The sequence below is a fragment of the Streptomyces hesseae genome, from assembly GCF_031845785.1.
GTDB classification, from domain to species: domain Bacteria; phylum Actinomycetota; class Actinomycetes; order Streptomycetales; family Streptomycetaceae; genus Streptomyces; species Streptomyces hesseae.
This window is the reverse complement of sequence record NZ_JAVRFI010000001.1, coordinates 551,864-568,310: the sequence shown is the minus strand read 5'-3', so window position 1 is coordinate 568,310 and position 16,447 is coordinate 551,864. Positions and strand designations below refer to the sequence as shown.

At 72.9% G+C, this 16,447-nt stretch carries 18 protein-coding genes; 9 read left to right on the top strand and 9 right to left on the bottom strand.

The window, feature by feature from the left end; genetic code table 11:
* Window positions 1-26: 26 nt before the first annotated feature.
* Window positions 27-1,091 carry a zinc-dependent alcohol dehydrogenase family protein gene (locus RM609_RS02075; protein WP_311607368.1) on the bottom strand — a complete coding sequence of 355 codons (1,065 nt, stop codon included), beginning with the start codon at window positions 1,089-1,091 and terminating at the stop codon, window positions 27-29.
* Window positions 1,092-1,690: 599 nt separating this feature from the next.
* On the opposite strand from RM609_RS02075, the gene RM609_RS02070 reads away from it, so the two are divergent.
* Window positions 1,691-2,347, top strand: a complete 657-nt coding sequence (locus RM609_RS02070; protein WP_311607366.1) for a cutinase family protein — start codon at window positions 1,691-1,693, stop codon at window positions 2,345-2,347.
* A gap of 31 nt (window positions 2,348-2,378) precedes the next feature.
* Here the strand turns inward: RM609_RS02070 and RM609_RS02065 are convergent, their stop codons facing one another.
* The gene (locus tag RM609_RS02065; RefSeq protein ID WP_311607365.1) at window positions 2,379-2,870 is read right to left on the bottom strand and encodes a hypothetical protein; all 492 of its coding nucleotides are present in this window, start codon (window positions 2,868-2,870) and stop codon (window positions 2,379-2,381) included.
* A 103-nt stretch (window positions 2,871-2,973) separates the two neighbouring features.
* Window positions 2,974-4,224 (bottom strand): DUF418 domain-containing protein, encoded by a 1,251-nt coding sequence (locus tag RM609_RS02060; protein WP_311607364.1) that lies wholly within the window; start codon window positions 4,222-4,224, stop codon window positions 2,974-2,976.
* Window positions 4,225-4,509: 285 nt separating this feature from the next.
* Between RM609_RS02060 and RM609_RS02055 the strand changes: the two genes are divergently transcribed.
* From RM609_RS02055 to RM609_RS02035, 5 genes are all read left to right on the top strand, one after another.
* Window positions 4,510-4,896, top strand: a complete 387-nt coding sequence (locus RM609_RS02055) for a hypothetical protein (protein ID WP_311607362.1) — start codon at window positions 4,510-4,512, stop codon at window positions 4,894-4,896.
* Window positions 4,893-5,732, top strand: coding sequence for a transcriptional regulator (locus tag RM609_RS02050; protein ID WP_311607360.1), 840 nt, complete (start codon window positions 4,893-4,895; stop codon window positions 5,730-5,732). The genes RM609_RS02055 and RM609_RS02050 overlap by 4 nt, the downstream gene beginning before the upstream one ends.
* A gap of 97 nt (window positions 5,733-5,829) precedes the next feature.
* Window positions 5,830-6,222, top strand: coding sequence for a roadblock/LC7 domain-containing protein (locus tag RM609_RS02045; RefSeq protein ID WP_311607358.1), 393 nt, complete (start codon window positions 5,830-5,832; stop codon window positions 6,220-6,222).
* 93 nt (window positions 6,223-6,315) lie between these two features.
* Window positions 6,316-6,690 (top strand): hypothetical protein, encoded by a 375-nt coding sequence (locus RM609_RS02040; RefSeq protein ID WP_311607357.1) that lies wholly within the window; start codon window positions 6,316-6,318, stop codon window positions 6,688-6,690.
* Window positions 6,691-6,882: 192 nt separating this feature from the next.
* Window positions 6,883-7,455 (top strand): hypothetical protein, encoded by a 573-nt coding sequence (locus RM609_RS02035; RefSeq protein ID WP_311607356.1) that lies wholly within the window; start codon window positions 6,883-6,885, stop codon window positions 7,453-7,455.
* Window positions 7,456-7,515: 60 nt separating this feature from the next.
* On the opposite strand, the gene RM609_RS02030 is transcribed toward RM609_RS02035, so the two are convergent.
* Together RM609_RS02030 and RM609_RS02025 are read right to left on the bottom strand one after the other, a co-directional pair.
* On the bottom strand, window positions 7,516-8,388 hold the full coding sequence (locus tag RM609_RS02030; protein ID WP_311607355.1) for a hypothetical protein: 873 nt from the start codon (window positions 8,386-8,388) through the stop codon (window positions 7,516-7,518).
* Window positions 8,381-9,037, bottom strand: a complete 657-nt coding sequence (locus tag RM609_RS02025) for a hypothetical protein (protein WP_311607353.1) — start codon at window positions 9,035-9,037, stop codon at window positions 8,381-8,383. The genes RM609_RS02030 and RM609_RS02025 overlap by 8 nt, the downstream gene beginning before the upstream one ends.
* 352 nt (window positions 9,038-9,389) lie before the next feature.
* Here RM609_RS02025 and RM609_RS02020 point away from each other — a divergent pair, with 352 nt between their 5' ends.
* Window positions 9,390-10,037: a 50S ribosomal protein L25/general stress protein Ctc gene (locus tag RM609_RS02020; RefSeq protein WP_311607352.1), complete on the top strand. Its 648-nt coding sequence runs from the start codon at window positions 9,390-9,392 to the stop codon at window positions 10,035-10,037.
* 7 nt (window positions 10,038-10,044) lie between these two features.
* The gene (gad, locus tag RM609_RS02015; RefSeq protein WP_311607350.1) at window positions 10,045-11,460 is read left to right on the top strand and encodes a glutamate decarboxylase; all 1,416 of its coding nucleotides are present in this window, start codon (window positions 10,045-10,047) and stop codon (window positions 11,458-11,460) included.
* Window positions 11,461-11,462: 2 nt separating this feature from the next.
* Here the strand turns inward: gad and RM609_RS02010 are convergent, their stop codons facing one another.
* Window positions 11,463-12,110 (bottom strand): response regulator, encoded by a 648-nt coding sequence (locus RM609_RS02010; protein ID WP_311607349.1) that lies wholly within the window; start codon window positions 12,108-12,110, stop codon window positions 11,463-11,465.
* Window positions 12,107-13,312: a sensor histidine kinase gene (locus tag RM609_RS02005; RefSeq protein WP_311607347.1), complete on the bottom strand. Its 1,206-nt coding sequence runs from the start codon at window positions 13,310-13,312 to the stop codon at window positions 12,107-12,109. The genes RM609_RS02010 and RM609_RS02005 overlap by 4 nt, the downstream gene beginning before the upstream one ends.
* Before the next feature lie 205 nt (window positions 13,313-13,517).
* Between RM609_RS02005 and RM609_RS02000 the strand changes: the two genes are divergently transcribed.
* Window positions 13,518-14,066, top strand: coding sequence for a GlcG/HbpS family heme-binding protein (locus tag RM609_RS02000; protein WP_311607346.1), 549 nt, complete (start codon window positions 13,518-13,520; stop codon window positions 14,064-14,066).
* Window positions 14,067-14,140: 74 nt separating this feature from the next.
* Here the strand turns inward: RM609_RS02000 and RM609_RS01995 are convergent, their stop codons facing one another.
* Complete coding sequence (locus RM609_RS01995) at window positions 14,141-15,328, bottom strand: glycine C-acetyltransferase (RefSeq protein WP_311607344.1); 1,188 nt, start codon at window positions 15,326-15,328, stop codon at window positions 14,141-14,143.
* Window positions 15,329-15,391: 63 nt separating this feature from the next.
* Complete coding sequence (tdh, locus tag RM609_RS01990) at window positions 15,392-16,432, bottom strand: L-threonine 3-dehydrogenase (RefSeq protein ID WP_311607343.1); 1,041 nt, start codon at window positions 16,430-16,432, stop codon at window positions 15,392-15,394.
* Between the last annotated feature and the right edge of the window lie 15 nt (window positions 16,433-16,447).

Genomic DNA, 16,447 nt, shown 5'->3' with positions numbered 1-16,447 from the left:
CCGAACGGCCCCGATCCGGCCACGGCTCATTCCTCCGCGATCAGCACCGCCACGCCCGTGACCCGGTCTCCCGCCAGGTCCGCGAGCGCCTCGTCGGCACGGCTCATCGGATACGGCTGTACACGCACCACCGGCCGGTGCCGGGCGACCTCCGACAGATACGCGCGCCCGTCGGCCCGCGTATTGGCGGTGACGCTGCGCAGGGTCCGCTCCTGGAAGAGGTGCCGCTGATAGCCGAGCACCGGGATGTCGGTGAGATGGATTCCGGCCACGGCCAGCGTCCCGCCCCGGTCGAGGGCCGCCAGCGCCACCGGCACCAGATCCCCGACGGGAGCGAAGAGGATCGCCGCGTCGAGCGGCACGGGCGGATCGTCGTACGTGCCGCCCGCCGACGCCGCGCCCAGCTCCAGCGCCAGCCGACGAGCCGGCTCGGCACGCGTGAGGACGTGCACGGACGCGCCCTGGGCGATCGCCAGCTGCGCGGTCAGATGGGCGGACGCGCCGAAACCGTAGATGCCGAGCGCGCCGCCGGGCGGCAGCTCGGCCCGCCGCAGCGCGCGATAGCCGATGATGCCCGCGCAGAGCAGCGGCGCGAGCTCCTCGTCCGGCGGGCCCTCCGGCAGCCGGTAGGTGAACCGGGAGTCCGTGACCACGTGCTCGGCGTACCCGCCGTGCATGTCCCAGCCCGTGTAGCGGGAGTCCGGGCAGAGGTTCTCCCGGCCGCCGGTGCAGTAACGGCACGTCCCGCACGTGCCCGCCAGCCAGGCGGCGCCGACGCGGTCTCCGGGGGCGAAGCCCTCCGCGGCCGGCCCGGCGACCAGCACCCGGCCGACGATCTCGTGGCCGGGCGTACGGCGGGGCGCGCGTGGCGGTAGATCGCCCTCCGCCAGATGCAGATCGGTACGGCACACCCCGCACGCCCGCACCTTGATCAGCAGGTCGTACGGGCCGGGTTCCGCCAGCGGCCGGCGCTCCCGGCGCAGTGGCCGCTCGGCGGCGGGCGCGGTGTGGTCGACGACCCAGGCGGTGGTTTCCGCCACGGCCGTCCCGGGCCCGGGGGATCGCGGGTCCTGCGGTTCCGGGACCGTCATCGTGTTCACCTCCGCGTCGGGCCCTCGCTCCTTCCACCGTGCGCCGGGCCCGGGGGGACGGCAAGGCCCGGGTGTCCCCGGGAGGGGCCCGTTCGGCCCCTGCGCGCCGCGGTCCCGCGACGGCATGCTGGTCACAGCCCGGACGGGATGTCGTCCCCGCTCGGCCCCCCGGGCGCGTGCCGGGGCCGGAAGTCGATGGCCGGCCCCCGCACGCCGCCCCGGCGGGACGCCGTCCGGGCACGCCCCGCAGGGCACCGTCCGCCCCGGCCCCCGTCCGCCCCCGGCCGCCCCGGCAGGGGGAACCGGACCGGACGCCCCCGGTGCGAGGCGGGACCGGGCACGTCCCTGGCCGGCGCGCCCGGCCCGCGTGGCTGTACGGGCCACCCGAGGTACCGGCCTGCCCGCGGCCGGGGGCCGCGGGCGGCGGCCACCCCGGTCCTCCGCCCGGGTACCGGCGCAAGTCCGGTCCGGTCCGGTCAAACCCCACCCGTTTCAGCGGAATTTCATCGACCGCTGCCACTGTCGTCCGGTTGACCTTGGCCTGCCGTGAAATGCCCACGGCAGGCAGAGGCGTGAACCGACTCCGTGGGGAGAATCGAATGCGAACAAGAAGGATCGCGGCCGTATTGGCCGCTTTTCTGCTGACAGCCGGGCTTTCTTCGATGGGGCAGGCGTCCGCAGCGCAAGCGACGGCTCCGTGCGAGGGCACCTACACGATCGTTGTCGGGGGCACGGGCAGCTCGTGGAACAACGACCGCTTCTACGGCAACATCCAGCAGCACGTCGGGTACCCCACCACGATCCCCAACGGCGCCAGCGCCCGGGCGGGCGTCAATGAGCTGAACCGGCTGGTCCGCGACCAGCGTGCCGCGTGCCCGTCCCAGCACGTCAAGATGGCCGGGTACTCCTTGGGCGCCGCGGTGGTGCACATCTGGGTCACCGAGAACTGGCAGACGTTCGACAACGTCAACGCCATTCTCATCGCCGACCCCAAGCGTCAGGGCCCTCCCGGCGCCAACGGCGGGGCCGTGCCGTTCGGCGGCATCATCGGTGCTCCGCTCGCCGGCGCCGACAAGTTCTTCGGGAACGTTCCGGTCAAGACGATCTGCCACTGGGACTACGTCTGCGACGAGTCCGCCGGCATTTGGACCTACCCGAAGAACCACGTCGACAACTACCCCGAAGACTTCAACATGGATCACCACAACGACAGCGCCAACGAGCAGTGGTACAACGGCGCCTGGTATCCCGCGTAAGTCACGTAAGTCGCGTAAGTCGCGGAAGAACTCAGTAGTGCCAGCGCGGGCGGCCGCCGTCGCCACCACAGGTGATGAGGCGGCCATTGGCGGCGTGGGTGTTGGCACCCACGTCGCCGTCGCGGCAGTACTGGCCCGCCTTGTAGCAGTTCCCGGCGTTGGAGCGGATCTCACAGGACGACTTCGACGCCGACGACCCGTTCGCGCCCGCCGGGCGCTCCGCGCCGGGTGCCGGTGGCTCGGTCTGCGGCCCGCGCGTCTTGGGCGGCGCCTTCGGCGCGTGGGTCGACGGCTCGGGGGACGGCGTGGGGGCGTGTGTCGCGCTCTCCGTGGGACTCGGCGACGGCGACGGTGACGTCGAGGCAGACGCCGACGCGGACGCCGATGCCGTGGCGGACGGGCGCGTCGACGACTTGTCGTCCCCCGTGCACCCGGTGAGGGTCAGCGCGGTCGCGAGGGCGAGCCCGCACGCGGCGGCGAGGCGCCGGCGGAAGGCGGGACGGGACACGGTGGCTATGGCCAAGGCGGAACTCCACGATCGGTACGGGCGGGCAGGCGGTATCGCCGCCGAACGTGGGGGGACCGGCAGCGCTCACCCTAACGCCCCGCACGGGTGATCCGCCCCGTCAGCGCCGCAGGGCCCATTTCTGCACCGACTCCAGCGGGCCGTGCGCGAACCTCCGCAGCCACAGCGTCGATCCGGCCACGAGCACCAGGCCCACCGCCGCCCAGAGCCCCATGACCCACCACGGCCCGGTGCCCGCGAACCGGTCCGCGAGCCCCAGGCCGATGCCGTAGCAGGCCAGGACGCACAGCACGTTCTGGGCGACGTAGCAGGTCAGCGCCATCCTCCCCACCGATCCCAGCCCCGCCGCCACCCGGCTACGGCCACGTCCGTGCCCACGGTTCCGTCGACGGTCCAGCAGCGCACCGATCAGGCCGAGGTACCCGATGGCCACCACGGGGGCGGCGACGTAGCGGCCCAGCAGGAAGAAGTCCGTGCCGCCCAGGGACGCCGCCGCGTTGAGCGGCAGCCCGACGCCCAGGCCCCAGCGGAGCATACGGACCCGCAGGCGCCGCCCCGCCTCGTCGTCGGCGAAGGCTCCCGCGCGGAACAGCCGTACGCCGAGGAGGAAGAGGAAGACCAGCAGCCCGAAGGAGAGCACAGGCTCCATGCGCAGCGCGATCGCGTTCTGGAGCCGGAAGGCGACCTGGTCGAGGTAGTCGCCGTGGGCGTAGAGGTCGACGACGCGGGGGCTGGGGCCGCCGCCGTCGTCGCCCGCGCCGGCCGCCATCGTGCCGAGGGTGAGCAGCGCCATCAGGGTGAGGTGGAGCCCGCCCGCCACCCACATCGCCGTGCGGCGGACGCGTTCGGAGCGGGCGAGCAGCCGGGCCACGAGCAGGGCGGTGACCGCGTACCCCATGAGCACGTCCCAGGCGAAGACGAGCACGAAGTGCACGGTCCCCTCGGCGAAGAGGAACAGCGCTCGCCGTCGGTAGCGTCCGGGCCAGGGCTGTCCCCGCTTGGTCGCGGAAGCGAACTGGATGGCCAGACCCACGCCGAACAGCATGGTCAGCATGGACAGGAACTTGCCGTCGGCGAGGAAGCGGAAGACGCTCTCGGCCGCCGCGGACAGGGACGGCCCGGAGAGCAGGCCGTGCAGCGTGGCCCCGTCGCCGCCCGTGCCGCCGCTGAGGACGCCCCACTCCGCAGCAGGTCCGGTGAACAGCCACACGTTGGTCATCAGCGTGCCCAGGATGGCCGCGCCGCGCAGCACGTCGAGGAGCGGCAGCCGCCCCGGTGGCCCGCCGCCGACACCGGCGCCCCCGGCAGCCGGCGCCGGTACGGGCGTGGTGGATCGTACGGTCTCCGTCATGGAAGCCCCCGGAATCGTCGTTTTCCTCATCCTCGACGGGTGCCGGACGGCGGACCTCGTAGGCGGTGATGAACCCTCGCTACATCCTTCGATGTAGCGCCGCTCCTCCCGAGGACCGGCCGTATAGCACCTCCGTACATGTGCCGAGAGAAAATGCCAAAACCCTCACCCTCCACCACCGTTATCGGTTACCTTCCGTCGCATGGGTCACGTCCCCTGGTGATCACCCCCCTTGTACCGAGACGCGGCGCTCCTTGATGCCGTCGCGCGGCTGGAGAGGATCGTGTGACCGGAATAGACGGGTGCCTGACGGAGGCCATGGACATCCCCGGGGCGCGGGGCGCAAGCCTGGTGGACTGGACGAGCGGGCTCACCCTGGGGGCGGTGGGCGACGGGCCGGACGGCGATCACGAGGCGTCGGCGGCGGAGGCCGCCGAACTGGCCCGGCTCGCCGTCGAGAACGGTGCGTTCACGGGCGGCGGTGTGCGTTGTGACGGCCCGGTCGAGGAGCTGATCGTCACGGCCCGGGGGAGCTACCACCTGTTCCGGTACGTGGCGACCTCGTTCGACAGCAGTGTCTTCCTCTACGTCTGGCTGGACCGTACGGAGGCCAATCTCGCGGTGGCGCTGTTCCGGATGAAGGACCTGGCCGCCCGGCTGGTGTCGGCATGACGGCGTTCGTGGGAGCGGCGGGAGCGGCGGGAGTGGCGGAAGTGGAGAGGGCGGCCGCGGACCCGGGCTCGCGGGCGGGCGGGGCCGTCGTAACGGCCACGCTGGACCGGCTCGTCCGGGAGCGGGCGACGGGGGCGCTGCACGGCCGGGCCGGGGCGCTCTATCTCGCCGACGGCGCCCTGGTGCACGCCGAGAGTCCGGTCGTGCCGGACGTGGGGTGGCGGCTGACGGCGGGCGGCCGGCTGTCGAGGTCGAGCTGGGAGGAGGCGGTGGCCGAGGGCGGGCCGGGCCACCGCGCGGGGAGTCTGCTCGTCGAACGGGGCCGGCTGAGCCGGGGCGAGCTCGAACTGTGCCATCTCAGCGCCCTGTTCGACGCGGCCTATTTCGTGCTGTTCCCGCTCGACGGCTCCCAGCGGGCCCCCGACCGTTTCCTGCGGGAGGCCCGGCACTGGTTCGGGCCCGTCCGTCCCGTTCCCGTGGCGGCCGTGCAACGCGAAGTGCGCCGTCGCCGGGGCCTGCTGGAGCGGGCCTGGCCCTGCCCGGAGGTCGATGTGTCCCCGGTCGTCCCCGTCCCCGGAGCCGTCCGCCGCGCCCGCCCCGGCGCGGTGCTGGCCGCGGCCGACGGGGTGCGGACGCCGACGCAGATCGCCGGGGCGCTGGGCCGCTCCGCCTTCGCCACTCTCCTCGACGTCCGGCGGCTGGCGGCGGCGGGGCTGGTACGGACCCCGGCGCCCGGTACGCCGGAGGCCGGCCCGGCGCCCGCCGCGCGGGTTCCCGCCGACGCCCCGGAGATCTCCCTGCTCAGGCGGATCCGCGACGCTTTGGAGGCCTTGTGACCCTGAGACGCTCCGCGACCGTGCCGGGTGCCGGCCGGGTTCCGACGATTCCATGATGAGGCGAGCGTTGAGGCAATTCGTCGTAAGGAGGCAACCGATGACCGCCGCACCCGAGGTGCTCGCCGAGCTCCAGGGGTTACGTGTCCGGGTACCGCATCTGACCGGTGCCATGGTGGCGAGCACGGACGGGCTGGTGATCGCGCATCTCGTCACCGGCACCGAACCGGACGGACTGGCCGCGCTGACCGCCGCGGCCCTGGGGGTCGGCGCGCGGCTCTCGGACGCCGTGGGCCACGGGGGGTTCCGCGAGCTCGTCGTCAGCGGCGAAGTCGGCTACGTGGCCACGTACGCGGCCGGCGCCGCGAGCGTACTGACACTGCTGGCCTCGGCCGACGCCAATGTGGGGCGGCTGAATCTGGAGGCCCGCAGGACGGGCGCCCGTATCGCGGAGCTCGTCGACGGCGCGCTGGAGCGACAGCGCCAGACGTAGCCGATTGCATATTTGTCCATAAATTTCCCCATGCGCATCCGATGCGCGCACATCTCAGTGCCGGCAATTCATCGACAAAGAAATGGATTTCCCATGGCGAACACCGAAACGGCCCTCAAGGACGCGATGAACTCGATCGACGGCGCGCTGGGCGTGGCCCTCGTCGACTACGGCAGCGGCATGGCGCTGGGCACCCTGGGCGGCTCCGCGACGCTCGACCTCAACGTCGCGGCCGCGGGCAACACGGACGTCGTCCGGGCCAAGCTGCGCGCCATGGAGATGCTCAACATCCAGGACAGCATCGAGGACATCCTCATCACCCTCGGCGCGCAGTACCACTTGATCCGGCTGCTGACGGGCCGGGGCGGCAACGGTCTGTTCCTGTACCTGGTTCTCGACGGCAAGCGCGCCAACCTCGCGATGGCCCGGCACCAGCTCCGGCGCATCGAGTCCGAGCTGGAGGTCTGAGGCGTTTTGGCGACTTGACGACCGCACCGCGCCGGTGTCACACCCGGCGCGGCATGTCAACGGCGCCACGCCCGAAGTACACCCTCCGGCCGGGCGGTTGCTGGGCTGTTAGGGGTGGCCCGATTTGCGGGGGCGGCGCACCCGACGGAGGGTCTTCGTGAAGATCCCCTTCTGTTCGAAGGAGTTACCTCCATGGGTGTCCCCCGAAGATCCGGCCTGCTGGTGTCCGCCACCGTGAGCGGTGCGCTCCTCCTCGGCACCGCGGCCCCCACCACGGCCGGCACGGTGTCCGCGCCGGCCGGCGCGCCCGGCGTCACCGCCCACGTCCAGGCCCCGTCGCCCGACGCCGTGCGCAAGGCCGCGGGCCAGGCGATGCGGGCCATCGACGAGAACGCCGCCGGCAAGGAGGCGGCCGAGGAGGCCGCGGGCTGCGCGGCCCTCGGCCCGGAGCGGTCCCGCGCCGGGCACTGCGGAGTGATCCGGGAGAACCTCGACGCGCTCGGCCGGGCCCGGGCGGGCCTGGAGCGGCAGGCGGGCACCGGACGTCCGGACCTTCGCGCCGTCACGTTCGCCACGACCGACGCGGTCGCCGCGACCGTACGGCTCGCGAAGGAACGGGCCGCGCGCGACGGCGGCAGGGTCGACGGCGCCGGGCTGGTCCCCGCCGTGCAGGGCCTGCTGAGCGGGCTCGTCAACACGCTCGGCAGCGTGGTGGGCGGTGTCAACGACCTGATCAGCGGACTGGTGCGCGGCCTGCTGGTCTGACGCGCGGCACGAGGTGGGGTCCGGGGCGCCGGGGCGGGCGACCGCGCCGGCGCCCGTCCGTCACCACGGCCCGAACGGGACGAGGTCCGGGCCCACGCCGTGCCAGTCGTCGCCTCCCTGGGCGACACGGTGGAAGAGGTGCGCGGCGTACCAGACGACCAGGTCCTGCCCGTCGGTGCTCTCGTCGTTCAGATAGGCGCCGAGCCCGTCGTCGGCCGCGCCGCCCTGCCGTCCGTAGCGGTCCTCGCTCGCGCGGTAGCGCAGCAGCCACAGGTCGGAGGCGGAGAAGGCGTCCGCGCTACCGTCGTTCGGCCCGGGCAGCACGTGGTAGCCACGGTGGCTGTCCAGGTCGACGACGGCCCAGCTGCGCCGCGAGGTCGGGTTCTTCAGCCGCTTGGTCTCGGTGCGGAAGGGATGCCAGCCGGAGCCCCAACCCTCCTCGCCCGTATAGGTGTTGTACTCCAGAGCCAGATCCCGCCGCGCGCCGTCGATGTCGAAGTCCAGCCGCCAGTAGACGTGGTGGCGGTGGTCGAAGGGGCACTGGATGCCCGCGCTGAAGAGCCGGGGCATGACCACGCCGTTCTCCCAGAACACCCAGCGGTGGGTGAGCCGGTAGGCGCTGATGGTGTGGTACGACTCCACGCTCAGGGCGCGCAGGCCCCCGCTGGAGTAGGCGTAGACGCACACCCTGCTCCCCGGGCAGCGGGAGGTGGGGTGCGAGTTGTTGTAGTTGAGCGGGTCCTTGTACGGGCCGCACGGCCCCTCGTACCGCACCCGCAGCGACGGCAGGCTGGCCTTGGCGAAGACCTGGTGCCCCCGGTAGGCGGCGTTGAGGATGACGATGCCCTCCTCGTCGGGGGCGTCCGCCAGCCGCCAGTCGAAGGTCCACACCGGCTGCTCGGCGGGCCAGCCGATCCGGCCCGACTCACTCATCCCCCTCCCTCCTCCCCGCGTCGACCACCCGCTCCTCCCCGAGGTCGACCAGGACGCGCACCTGGGGCATGCGCCGGTCGGGGGAACCGAAGGCGACATAGGCGCGCCGCCGGCCGTGGTGCTCGTCGCCCTCGTGGACGTCACTGGTGAGCAGCACCATGGGCACGGCGTCGGCAGGGGCCCGGCGTGCGGCCTCGGACTGGGCGCGGGCGATCGCGACGGCCCGTTCGATCTCCGCGTCCGAGAGGGCGGGCTGCGCGGGACCCGCGGTCACGCCGGTGAGCACCGGCGGCTCGCCGTCGTCGAGGGTGAACTCCAGCGTGCGGTCGTCGGTGTAGTCGTAGACGAGCACCAGAATCGCGGGCGCCGTCGCACGGTCCTTGTCGTCGGCGAGCAGACCGGCGCCCAGGAAGGCGTAGCGGTGTCCGTCGAGCGCGGCCCGCGCCCTCGGGTCCGCGAGCACCGCCGGGGCGGCGCGCTCCAGCAGCTCCTCGCCGGAAGGAGTCGCGGTACGCTCCCAGGCCACCGGCTCGGCGGGGCCGGGGGCCGGCGGCGGAGCGGGAATGTCGCGGACGGCGGGCTCCACGACGGCCGGGAATTCCGGGAGGCCCGGTCGGTCCGGCGGTGGTTCGAGGCGGATTTCTGGCATGGGCCACCCTTTCCTCGCGTTCGCGCAGCCGAGCGGCACCCGGCGGCGACCGGATGCGGAATGCTGCGCGCCACGATGATTTCACCGTGCTTTCCGGCCGTCACCGGTGATTCACAGGTGACGGCCCATGGGCCGAAGCGCGACCGCCCGGCTGTGCTCCGGCGTGCGGAGAGGGCGCACGGACGGGTGGTTCGCCCCGTCCGCCCGGCCCCGGCGACACGGCCGTCGTACGGCGTCGGGAAATGGGTTTCTCGGCCGAACGGAGCAATCAGGAATTTCCCGGGCGCTCCGCCCGGATGAACCCGGAATAAACTCGGCGGCCGGAGAGACTCGAATTCCGAGGAGTGCCCCCATGGCCGAAGTGAAGCTTGCCGCCACACCGCGTACCGACTTCGGCAAGGGTGCCGCCCGGCGTATCCGCCGCGACAACAGGGTCCCCGCCGTCGTCTACGGCCACGGCGCCGACCCGAAGCACGTCGCGCTCGACGGCCACGCGCTGTGGATGGCCCTGAAGACGCCGAACGTGCTCATCCGGCTCGACATCCAGGGGGGCAAGAGCGAGCTGGTGCTCCCCAAGGCCATCCAGCGCGATCCGCTCAAGGGATTCCTGATCCACGTGGACCTCCTGGCCGTGAAGAAGGGCGAGAAGGTCACCGTGGAGGTCCCGGTGCTCACCGAGGGCGAGCTGGCACCCGGCGGAAACCTGCTGGAGCACATGCTGGACGCGCTGCCGATCGAGGCCGAGGCCACGCACATCCCGGAGTCGTTCACCGTCTCCGTCGAGGGCCTGGAAGCCGGTCACACCATCCGCGCCGAGGACATCGAGCTGCCGCGCGGCAGCTCCCTGGCCGTCGACGGGAGCACGGCCCTGCTCCAGGTCGTCGCCGCGCAGGCGGAGGAACTCCCCGAGGAGGAAGAGGAGGCGGAGGAGGGCGCCGAGGCCGCCGCCCCGGCCGAGGAGGGCGAGGCGGAGCAGCCCGCGGAGGGCGGCGAGGGCTGACCCGCGGATGGCACTCCACAGGGGCAGGGACGACCGGCACGCCGCCCGCGGCTACGCGGTCAACCCCTTCTACGGGGAGGCGGACCCGGTCTCCTCCATGGCGCTGGAGCCGCCCCGGCACCGGCTGCCCGACGGGCCGACGACGCCGAGCGCCGCCTATCAGTTCGTCCACGACGAACTGATGCTCGACGGCAATTCCCGGCTCAACCTGGCCACCTTCGTCACCACCTGGATGGAGCCCCAGGCCGGGGTGCTGCTGGCGGAGTGCCGCGACAAGAACATGATCGACAAGGACGAGTACCCGCGCACCGCCGAGCTGGAGCGGCGCTGCGTGGCCATGCTCGCCGACCTGTGGCACGCCCCCGACCCGGCCGCCACCGTCGGCTGCTCCACCACCGGCTCCAGCGAGGCCTGCATGCTCGCCGGCCTCGCCTTCAAACGCCGCTGGGCCCTCGCCAACCCGGACCGCTACCCGGGCGGCGGGGCCCGGCCCAATCTGGTGATGGGCTCCAACGTCCAGGTCTGCTGGGACAAGTTCTGCAACTTCTGGGAGGTCGAGGCCCGCCAGGTGCCCATGGAGGGCGACCGCTTCCACATCGACCCGCAGGCCGCCGCCGAACTGTGCGACGAGAACACCATCGGCGTCGTCGCCGTGCTCGGCTCCACCTTCGACGGCTCCTACGAGCCGGTCGCCGAGGTCTGCGCCGCGCTGGACGCCCTCCGGGAACGTACCGGCCTGGACGTTCCCGTCCACGTCGACGGTGCGTCCGGCGCGATGATCGCCCCCTTCCTCGACGAGGACCTGGTGTGGGACTTCCGGCTGCCGCGCGTGGCGTCCATCAACACCTCCGGCCACAAGTACGGCCTGGTCTACCCCGGCGTCGGCTGGGCCCTGTGGCGGGACCGGACGGCGCTCCCCGAGGAACTGGTCTTCCGCGTCAACTACCTGGGCGGCGACATGCCCACCTTCGCCCTCAATTTCTCCCGCCCGGGCGCGCAGGTCGCCGCCCAGTACTACACGTTCCTGCGGCTGGGCCGCGAGGGATACCGGGCCGTCCAGCGCAACACCCGCAAGGTCGCGAGCGGCCTCGCGCGGCGGATCGGGGAGTTCGGCGACTTCCGGCTGCTGACGCACGGCGACGAATTGCCGGTCTTCGCGTTCACCACGGCCGACGGCATCACCGGCTTCGACGTCTTCGACGTCTCACGCAGGCTCCGGGAGCGCGGCTGGCTCGTCCCCGCCTATACGTTTCCGCCCAACCGCCAGGACCTGTCGGTGCTGCGGATCGTGTGCCGCAACGGGTTCTCGCAGGACCTCGCGGACCTCTTCGTCGACGACCTGGGGACCCTGCTGCCCGAGCTGCGCCGGCAGGAGGCTCCGCTGGACCGGCCGGAGCGGGTGGCGACGGCGTTCCACCACTGACATCACTCGGGCAGCAGCCGCTGCTCCTTCGCCACGGCCACCGCCCCCGCCCGGGTGTCCACGCCCAGCTTGGCGTAGATGCGGCCCAGGTGGGTCTTGACCGTGGCCTCGCTGATGAACAGCGCCCGGGCGATGTCGCGGTTGCCGAGGCCGCGCGCGAGCTGGCCCAGGATGTCGCGCTCGCGGTCGGTGAGCGTGCCGGTGGCGGGCCGGGTGCCGCGCAGCCGGGCCATGACCCGGCCGGCCACCGGCGGGGAGAGCGCCGTACGGCCCTGGGCGGCGGCCCGGACGGCCGCGAAGAGCTCCTCGGGCCGCTCGGCCTTCAGCAGATAGCCGGTGGCCCCGGCCTCCAGGGCGCGGGTGACGTCGGCGTCCGTGTCGTACGTGGTGAGCACTAGCACCCGTACCCCGCCCGGCTCGGCGGTGATACGGCGCGTGGCCTCCACCCCGCCGATGCCGGGGCCCAGCTGGAGGTCCATCAGGACGACGTCCGGCCGCAGCTTCGCCGCCATGGCGACGGCCTCCTCACCGGTGCCCGCCTCGCCGACGACCTCGATGCCGGGCTCGCTGGCGAACAGGGCGCGCAGCCCGGCGCGGACGACGGCGTGGTCGTCGCACAGCAGCAGGCGGACGGTCGTGGCGGCGGTCATGGCAGCTCCGGGGATTCGGGGGAGACGAGGGGGAGGGCGGCGGAGACGACCGTGCCCTCGCCGGGCACGGACTCCACGCTCAGCCGGCCGCCCAGCCGGCCCGCGCGGGCCCGCATCGCGGGCAGCCCGTGGCCGCGCCCCGGGCCGGCCGCCGGGGCGGCGGAGGCGTCGAAGCCCCGCCCGTCGTCGGCGACGTCGAGGACGACCTGGTCGTCGAGCCAGGTGAGGGTGAGGGCGACGGTGCTCGCCCCCGCGTGCTCGCGGACGTTGGCGAGCGCGCCCTGCGCGATCCGCAGCAGCGCCGACTCCGCGTTCTCCGGCAGGGCGACGGGCGTCCCCTCCAGGTGGAAGCGCACCGTGAGCCCGGGCACCGGCTCCCGCTCGGCCAGGGCGCGCAGCGCCTCCTCCAGGGGCACCCCGCCCGCCAGGTCGGCGGGGGCCAGGTCCTGGACGAAGCGGCGGGCCTCGGCCAGCCCGCGGGCGGCGACGTCCGCCGCGGCGCGGACGTGGTGACGGGCCGTGCCCGGGTCGGCCGCCCAGATCCGGTCGGCGGCCTGGAGCAGCATCTGCTGGCTGGACAGGCCCTGGGCCAGGGTGTCGTGGATCTCCATGGACAGCCGCTGCCGCTCGGCGAGCGCGCCCTCCCGGCGCTCGGTCGCGGCCAGCTCGCGGCGCGTGCGCAGCAGATCGCCGATCAGGGCGTCCTGCCGGGCCCGCTGCCGCTCCATGTGCACGAAGGCGGCGGTGGCCAGCGCGGCGACGGTGGGCGGGGCGACGACGAGGTTGGGGTCGAAGCCGAAGAGGCTGATCTGCGCTGCCACGACGAAGACCGTCAGCACCGCGATCAGCGCGAGGGAGGCGCGGACGGGCAGGGTGCGCAGGGCGGTGTAGACGAGCGGGACGGCGCACCAGGCGAAGCTCGGGGCCGCGACGACCAGCACCACCCACACCCCGACGACCGCGCCGAGCCACAGCCGCCGCCGCGCCGGGGCGGCGTCGTCGAGGCCCGCGCCGAGCACGTAGAGGATGCCGAGCAGGGTGCTCAGGGCGATGATCCACGGGGTGTCCGGCTGGCCGGGGTGGCGGATCAGGAAGCGGACGAGGGACGCGCCGAGGAGGAGGAAGAAGGCGGTGTGCCGGACGACGGCGAACCACCGTGCGTCGGGGTCGCGGTCGGGGAGCGGTGGGGCGGTGCCGGTCACGTACGTCTGTTCCTTACGAGAACGAAAAGGGTGCCGTCTCCTGTCCTAACCCGTGCCGGGTCCCCTCGCATCATCCGATCGGTCGACCCCGTGTCGTCCGAACCGCTCGCCGATGCCCGCCGGACCGACGACCGGAAGGGGCTGTGATCGCTTCGAGGATGGTGATGTCCCGATCGGCTCCGATCAGTTCCAGCAGGAGTTCCCCATGAAGAGCCAGAAGTTCTCCGTCCGCGCCCGTGTCATCACCGGCAGCGTGGCGGTGGCCGTCGCCGGTGCCGCCACCTTCGGCGCCGTCGCCGCCACGGCGGCCCCCGCCCCCGCCGGCGCCCCGGCCCCGTCCGCCAAGGGCCTGGTCCAGGTGAACCGCCTGTCGGTGGACGCGGCGACCAAGGCCGCGCAGGCCGCGCTCGCCGCCGCGAGGAAGGACGGGCAGAAGGTGTCCGTCGCCGTCGTCGACCGCAACGGCAACACCGTGGTGACCCTGCGCGGCGACGGCGCGGGCCCGCAGTCCTACGAGTCCGCCGGTCGCAAGGCGTTCACCGCCGTCTCCTGGAACGCCCCGACCTCGGAGCTGGTCAAGCGGCTCCAGCAGACGCCGAACCTCAAGGACATCCCCGGCACCCTCTTCCTGCCCGGCGGCGCCCCCGTCCAGGACAAGGGCGCCCCGGTCGCGGGCATCGGCGTGGCGGGCGCGCCCAGCGGCGACCTCGACGAGAAGTACGCGAAGGCGGGCGTCGCCGGTCTCGCCGAGTAGGGCGGACGGCCGCCCGTACACGCCGCAGGGCCCGCCCCGGTGATCCGGGACGGGCCCCGCGGGCGTCGGCTCGCTCAGGCCGAGGCGACCAGCGCGTCGCGGACCTCGCGGAACGCGGCGACCGTGCGCAGCACGTCCTCGCGGGAGTGCGCGGCGGACAGCTGGACGCGGATGCGCGCCTTGCCGTTGGGCACGACGGGGTAGGAGAAGGCGATCACGTAGATGCCCTTCTCCAGCAGCGCCGCGGCCATCTGACCGGCCAGCGCGGCGTCACCGATCATCACCGGGGCGATCGCGTGCTCGCCCGGCAGGATGTCGAAGCCCGCGGCGGTCATCTCCGCGCGGAAGAGCTTGGTGTTCTCCCGCAGCCGGGCCCGGCGGTCACCGGACTCGGTCAGCAGGTCGAGCACCCGCAGCGAGGCGCCGACGATGGACGGCGCGAGGGAGTTCGAGAAGAGGTACGGGCGCGAGCGCTGGCGCAGCAGCTCCACGATCTCGGCGCGCGCGGCGACGTAGCCGCCGCTGGCCCCGCCGAGGGCCTTGCCGAGGGTGCCGGTGATGATGTCGACCCGCTCGGTCACCCCGAACAGCTCGGGGGTGCCGCGGCCCTCCTCGCCGACGAAGCCGACGGCGTGCGAGTCGTCGACCATGACGAGGGCGCCGTAGCGCTCGGCCAGGTCGCAGATCTCGTCCAGGGGGGCGATGTAGCCGTCCATGGAGAAGACGCCGTCGGTGACGATCAGCTTGTGGCGGGCGCCCTCGGCCTCCTTGAGGCAGCGCTCCAGGTCGGCCATGTCGCGGTTGCGGTAGCGGAAGCGGGCCGCCTTCGACAGGCGGATGCCGTCGATGATGCTCGCGTGGTTGAGCTCGTCGGAGATCACCGCGTCCTCGGCCGACAGCAGCGTCTCGAAGACACCGCCGTTGGCGTCGAAGCAGGAACTGTAGAGGATCGTGTCCTCCATGCCGAGGAACCGGGAGATCTTCTCCTCGAGCTCCTTGTGCGGCGCCTGGGTGCCGCAGATGAAGCGGACGGAGGCCATGCCGAAGCCCCAGTCGTCCAGGGCCTGCTTCGCGGCGGCGATGACCTCGGGGTGGTCGGCGAGGTCGAGGTAGTTGTTGGCGCAGAAGTTCAGGACCTTGCCGTCGCCCACGCTGATGGCCGCGGACTGCGGGCTGGTGATCACGCGCTCGGACTTGTACAGCCCGGCGTCACGGATGCCCTGAAGCTCCTTGCGCAGGTGCTCGCGCATGTTGTCGAACACGGGGGGACTCCTCGTGGTGTGGTCGTACGCCAGGGGATGACCGGCGTCGGGGGCGGGACCGGGTCAGGGCAGGGTGGGCCGGGTCCAGTCGATGACGATCTTCCCGCACTGGCCGGAGCGGGCCGTGGCGAACGCCTCGGCGTACTGCTCGAAACCGAAGCGGTGCGTTATCACCGGCGAGATGTCGAGGCCGCTGCGCAGCAGCACGGACATCGCGTACCAGGTCTCGAACATCTCGCGGCCGTAGATGCCGCGCAGCGTCAGCATGCGGGTGACGACGGTGGCCATGTCGATGGCCACATCGCCGGTGGGCAGGCCCAGGGCGGCGATCCGGCCGCCGGGGGACATGGTCGCGATCATGTCCTGGAGGGCGTCGGCGCGGCCGGACATCTCCATGCCGATGTCGAAGCCCTCGGTCATGCCGAGCTCCGGCATGACGTCGGCGATGCGCCGCTCGCTGACGTCGAGGGCGACGGTGGCGCCCATCTTCTCCGCCAGCGCGAGCCGGTAGGGGCTCACATCGGTGATCACGGTGGAGCGGGCCCCGGCGTGGCCCGCCACGGCCGCGGCCATCATGCCGATCGGGCCTGCGCCGGTGATGAGGACGTCCTCGTTGAGCACCGGGAAGGACAGCGCGGTGTGCACGGCGTTGCCGAACGGGTCGAAGATCGCGGCGACGTCGATGTCGATCTCGTGCCGGTGGACCCAGACGTTCGACTCGGGCAGGACCACGTACTCGGCGAACGCGCCGTCGGTGTGGACGCCCAGGCCGATGGTGCGGATGCACAGGTGGCGGCGGCCGGCCATGCAGTTGCGGCAGGTGCCGCAGACGAGGTGGCCCTCGCCGCTGACGATGTCGCCGGTGCTCACGGTGGTCACGCCGGGGCCGGTCTCGACGACCTCGCCCGCGAACTCGTGACCGACGACGAGGGGCGCGCGGACCACGCGGGCCGCCCAGTCGTCCCAGCTGTCGATATGCAGGTCCGTGCCGCAGATGCCGGTGCGCAGCACCTTGATCAGTACCTGCCCGGGACCGGCCTCGGGGGTCGGTACCTCGGTCAGTTCGAGACCCGGCCCGGCCGCGGTCTTCACCAATGCCCTCATGAGGGATCACTGTGG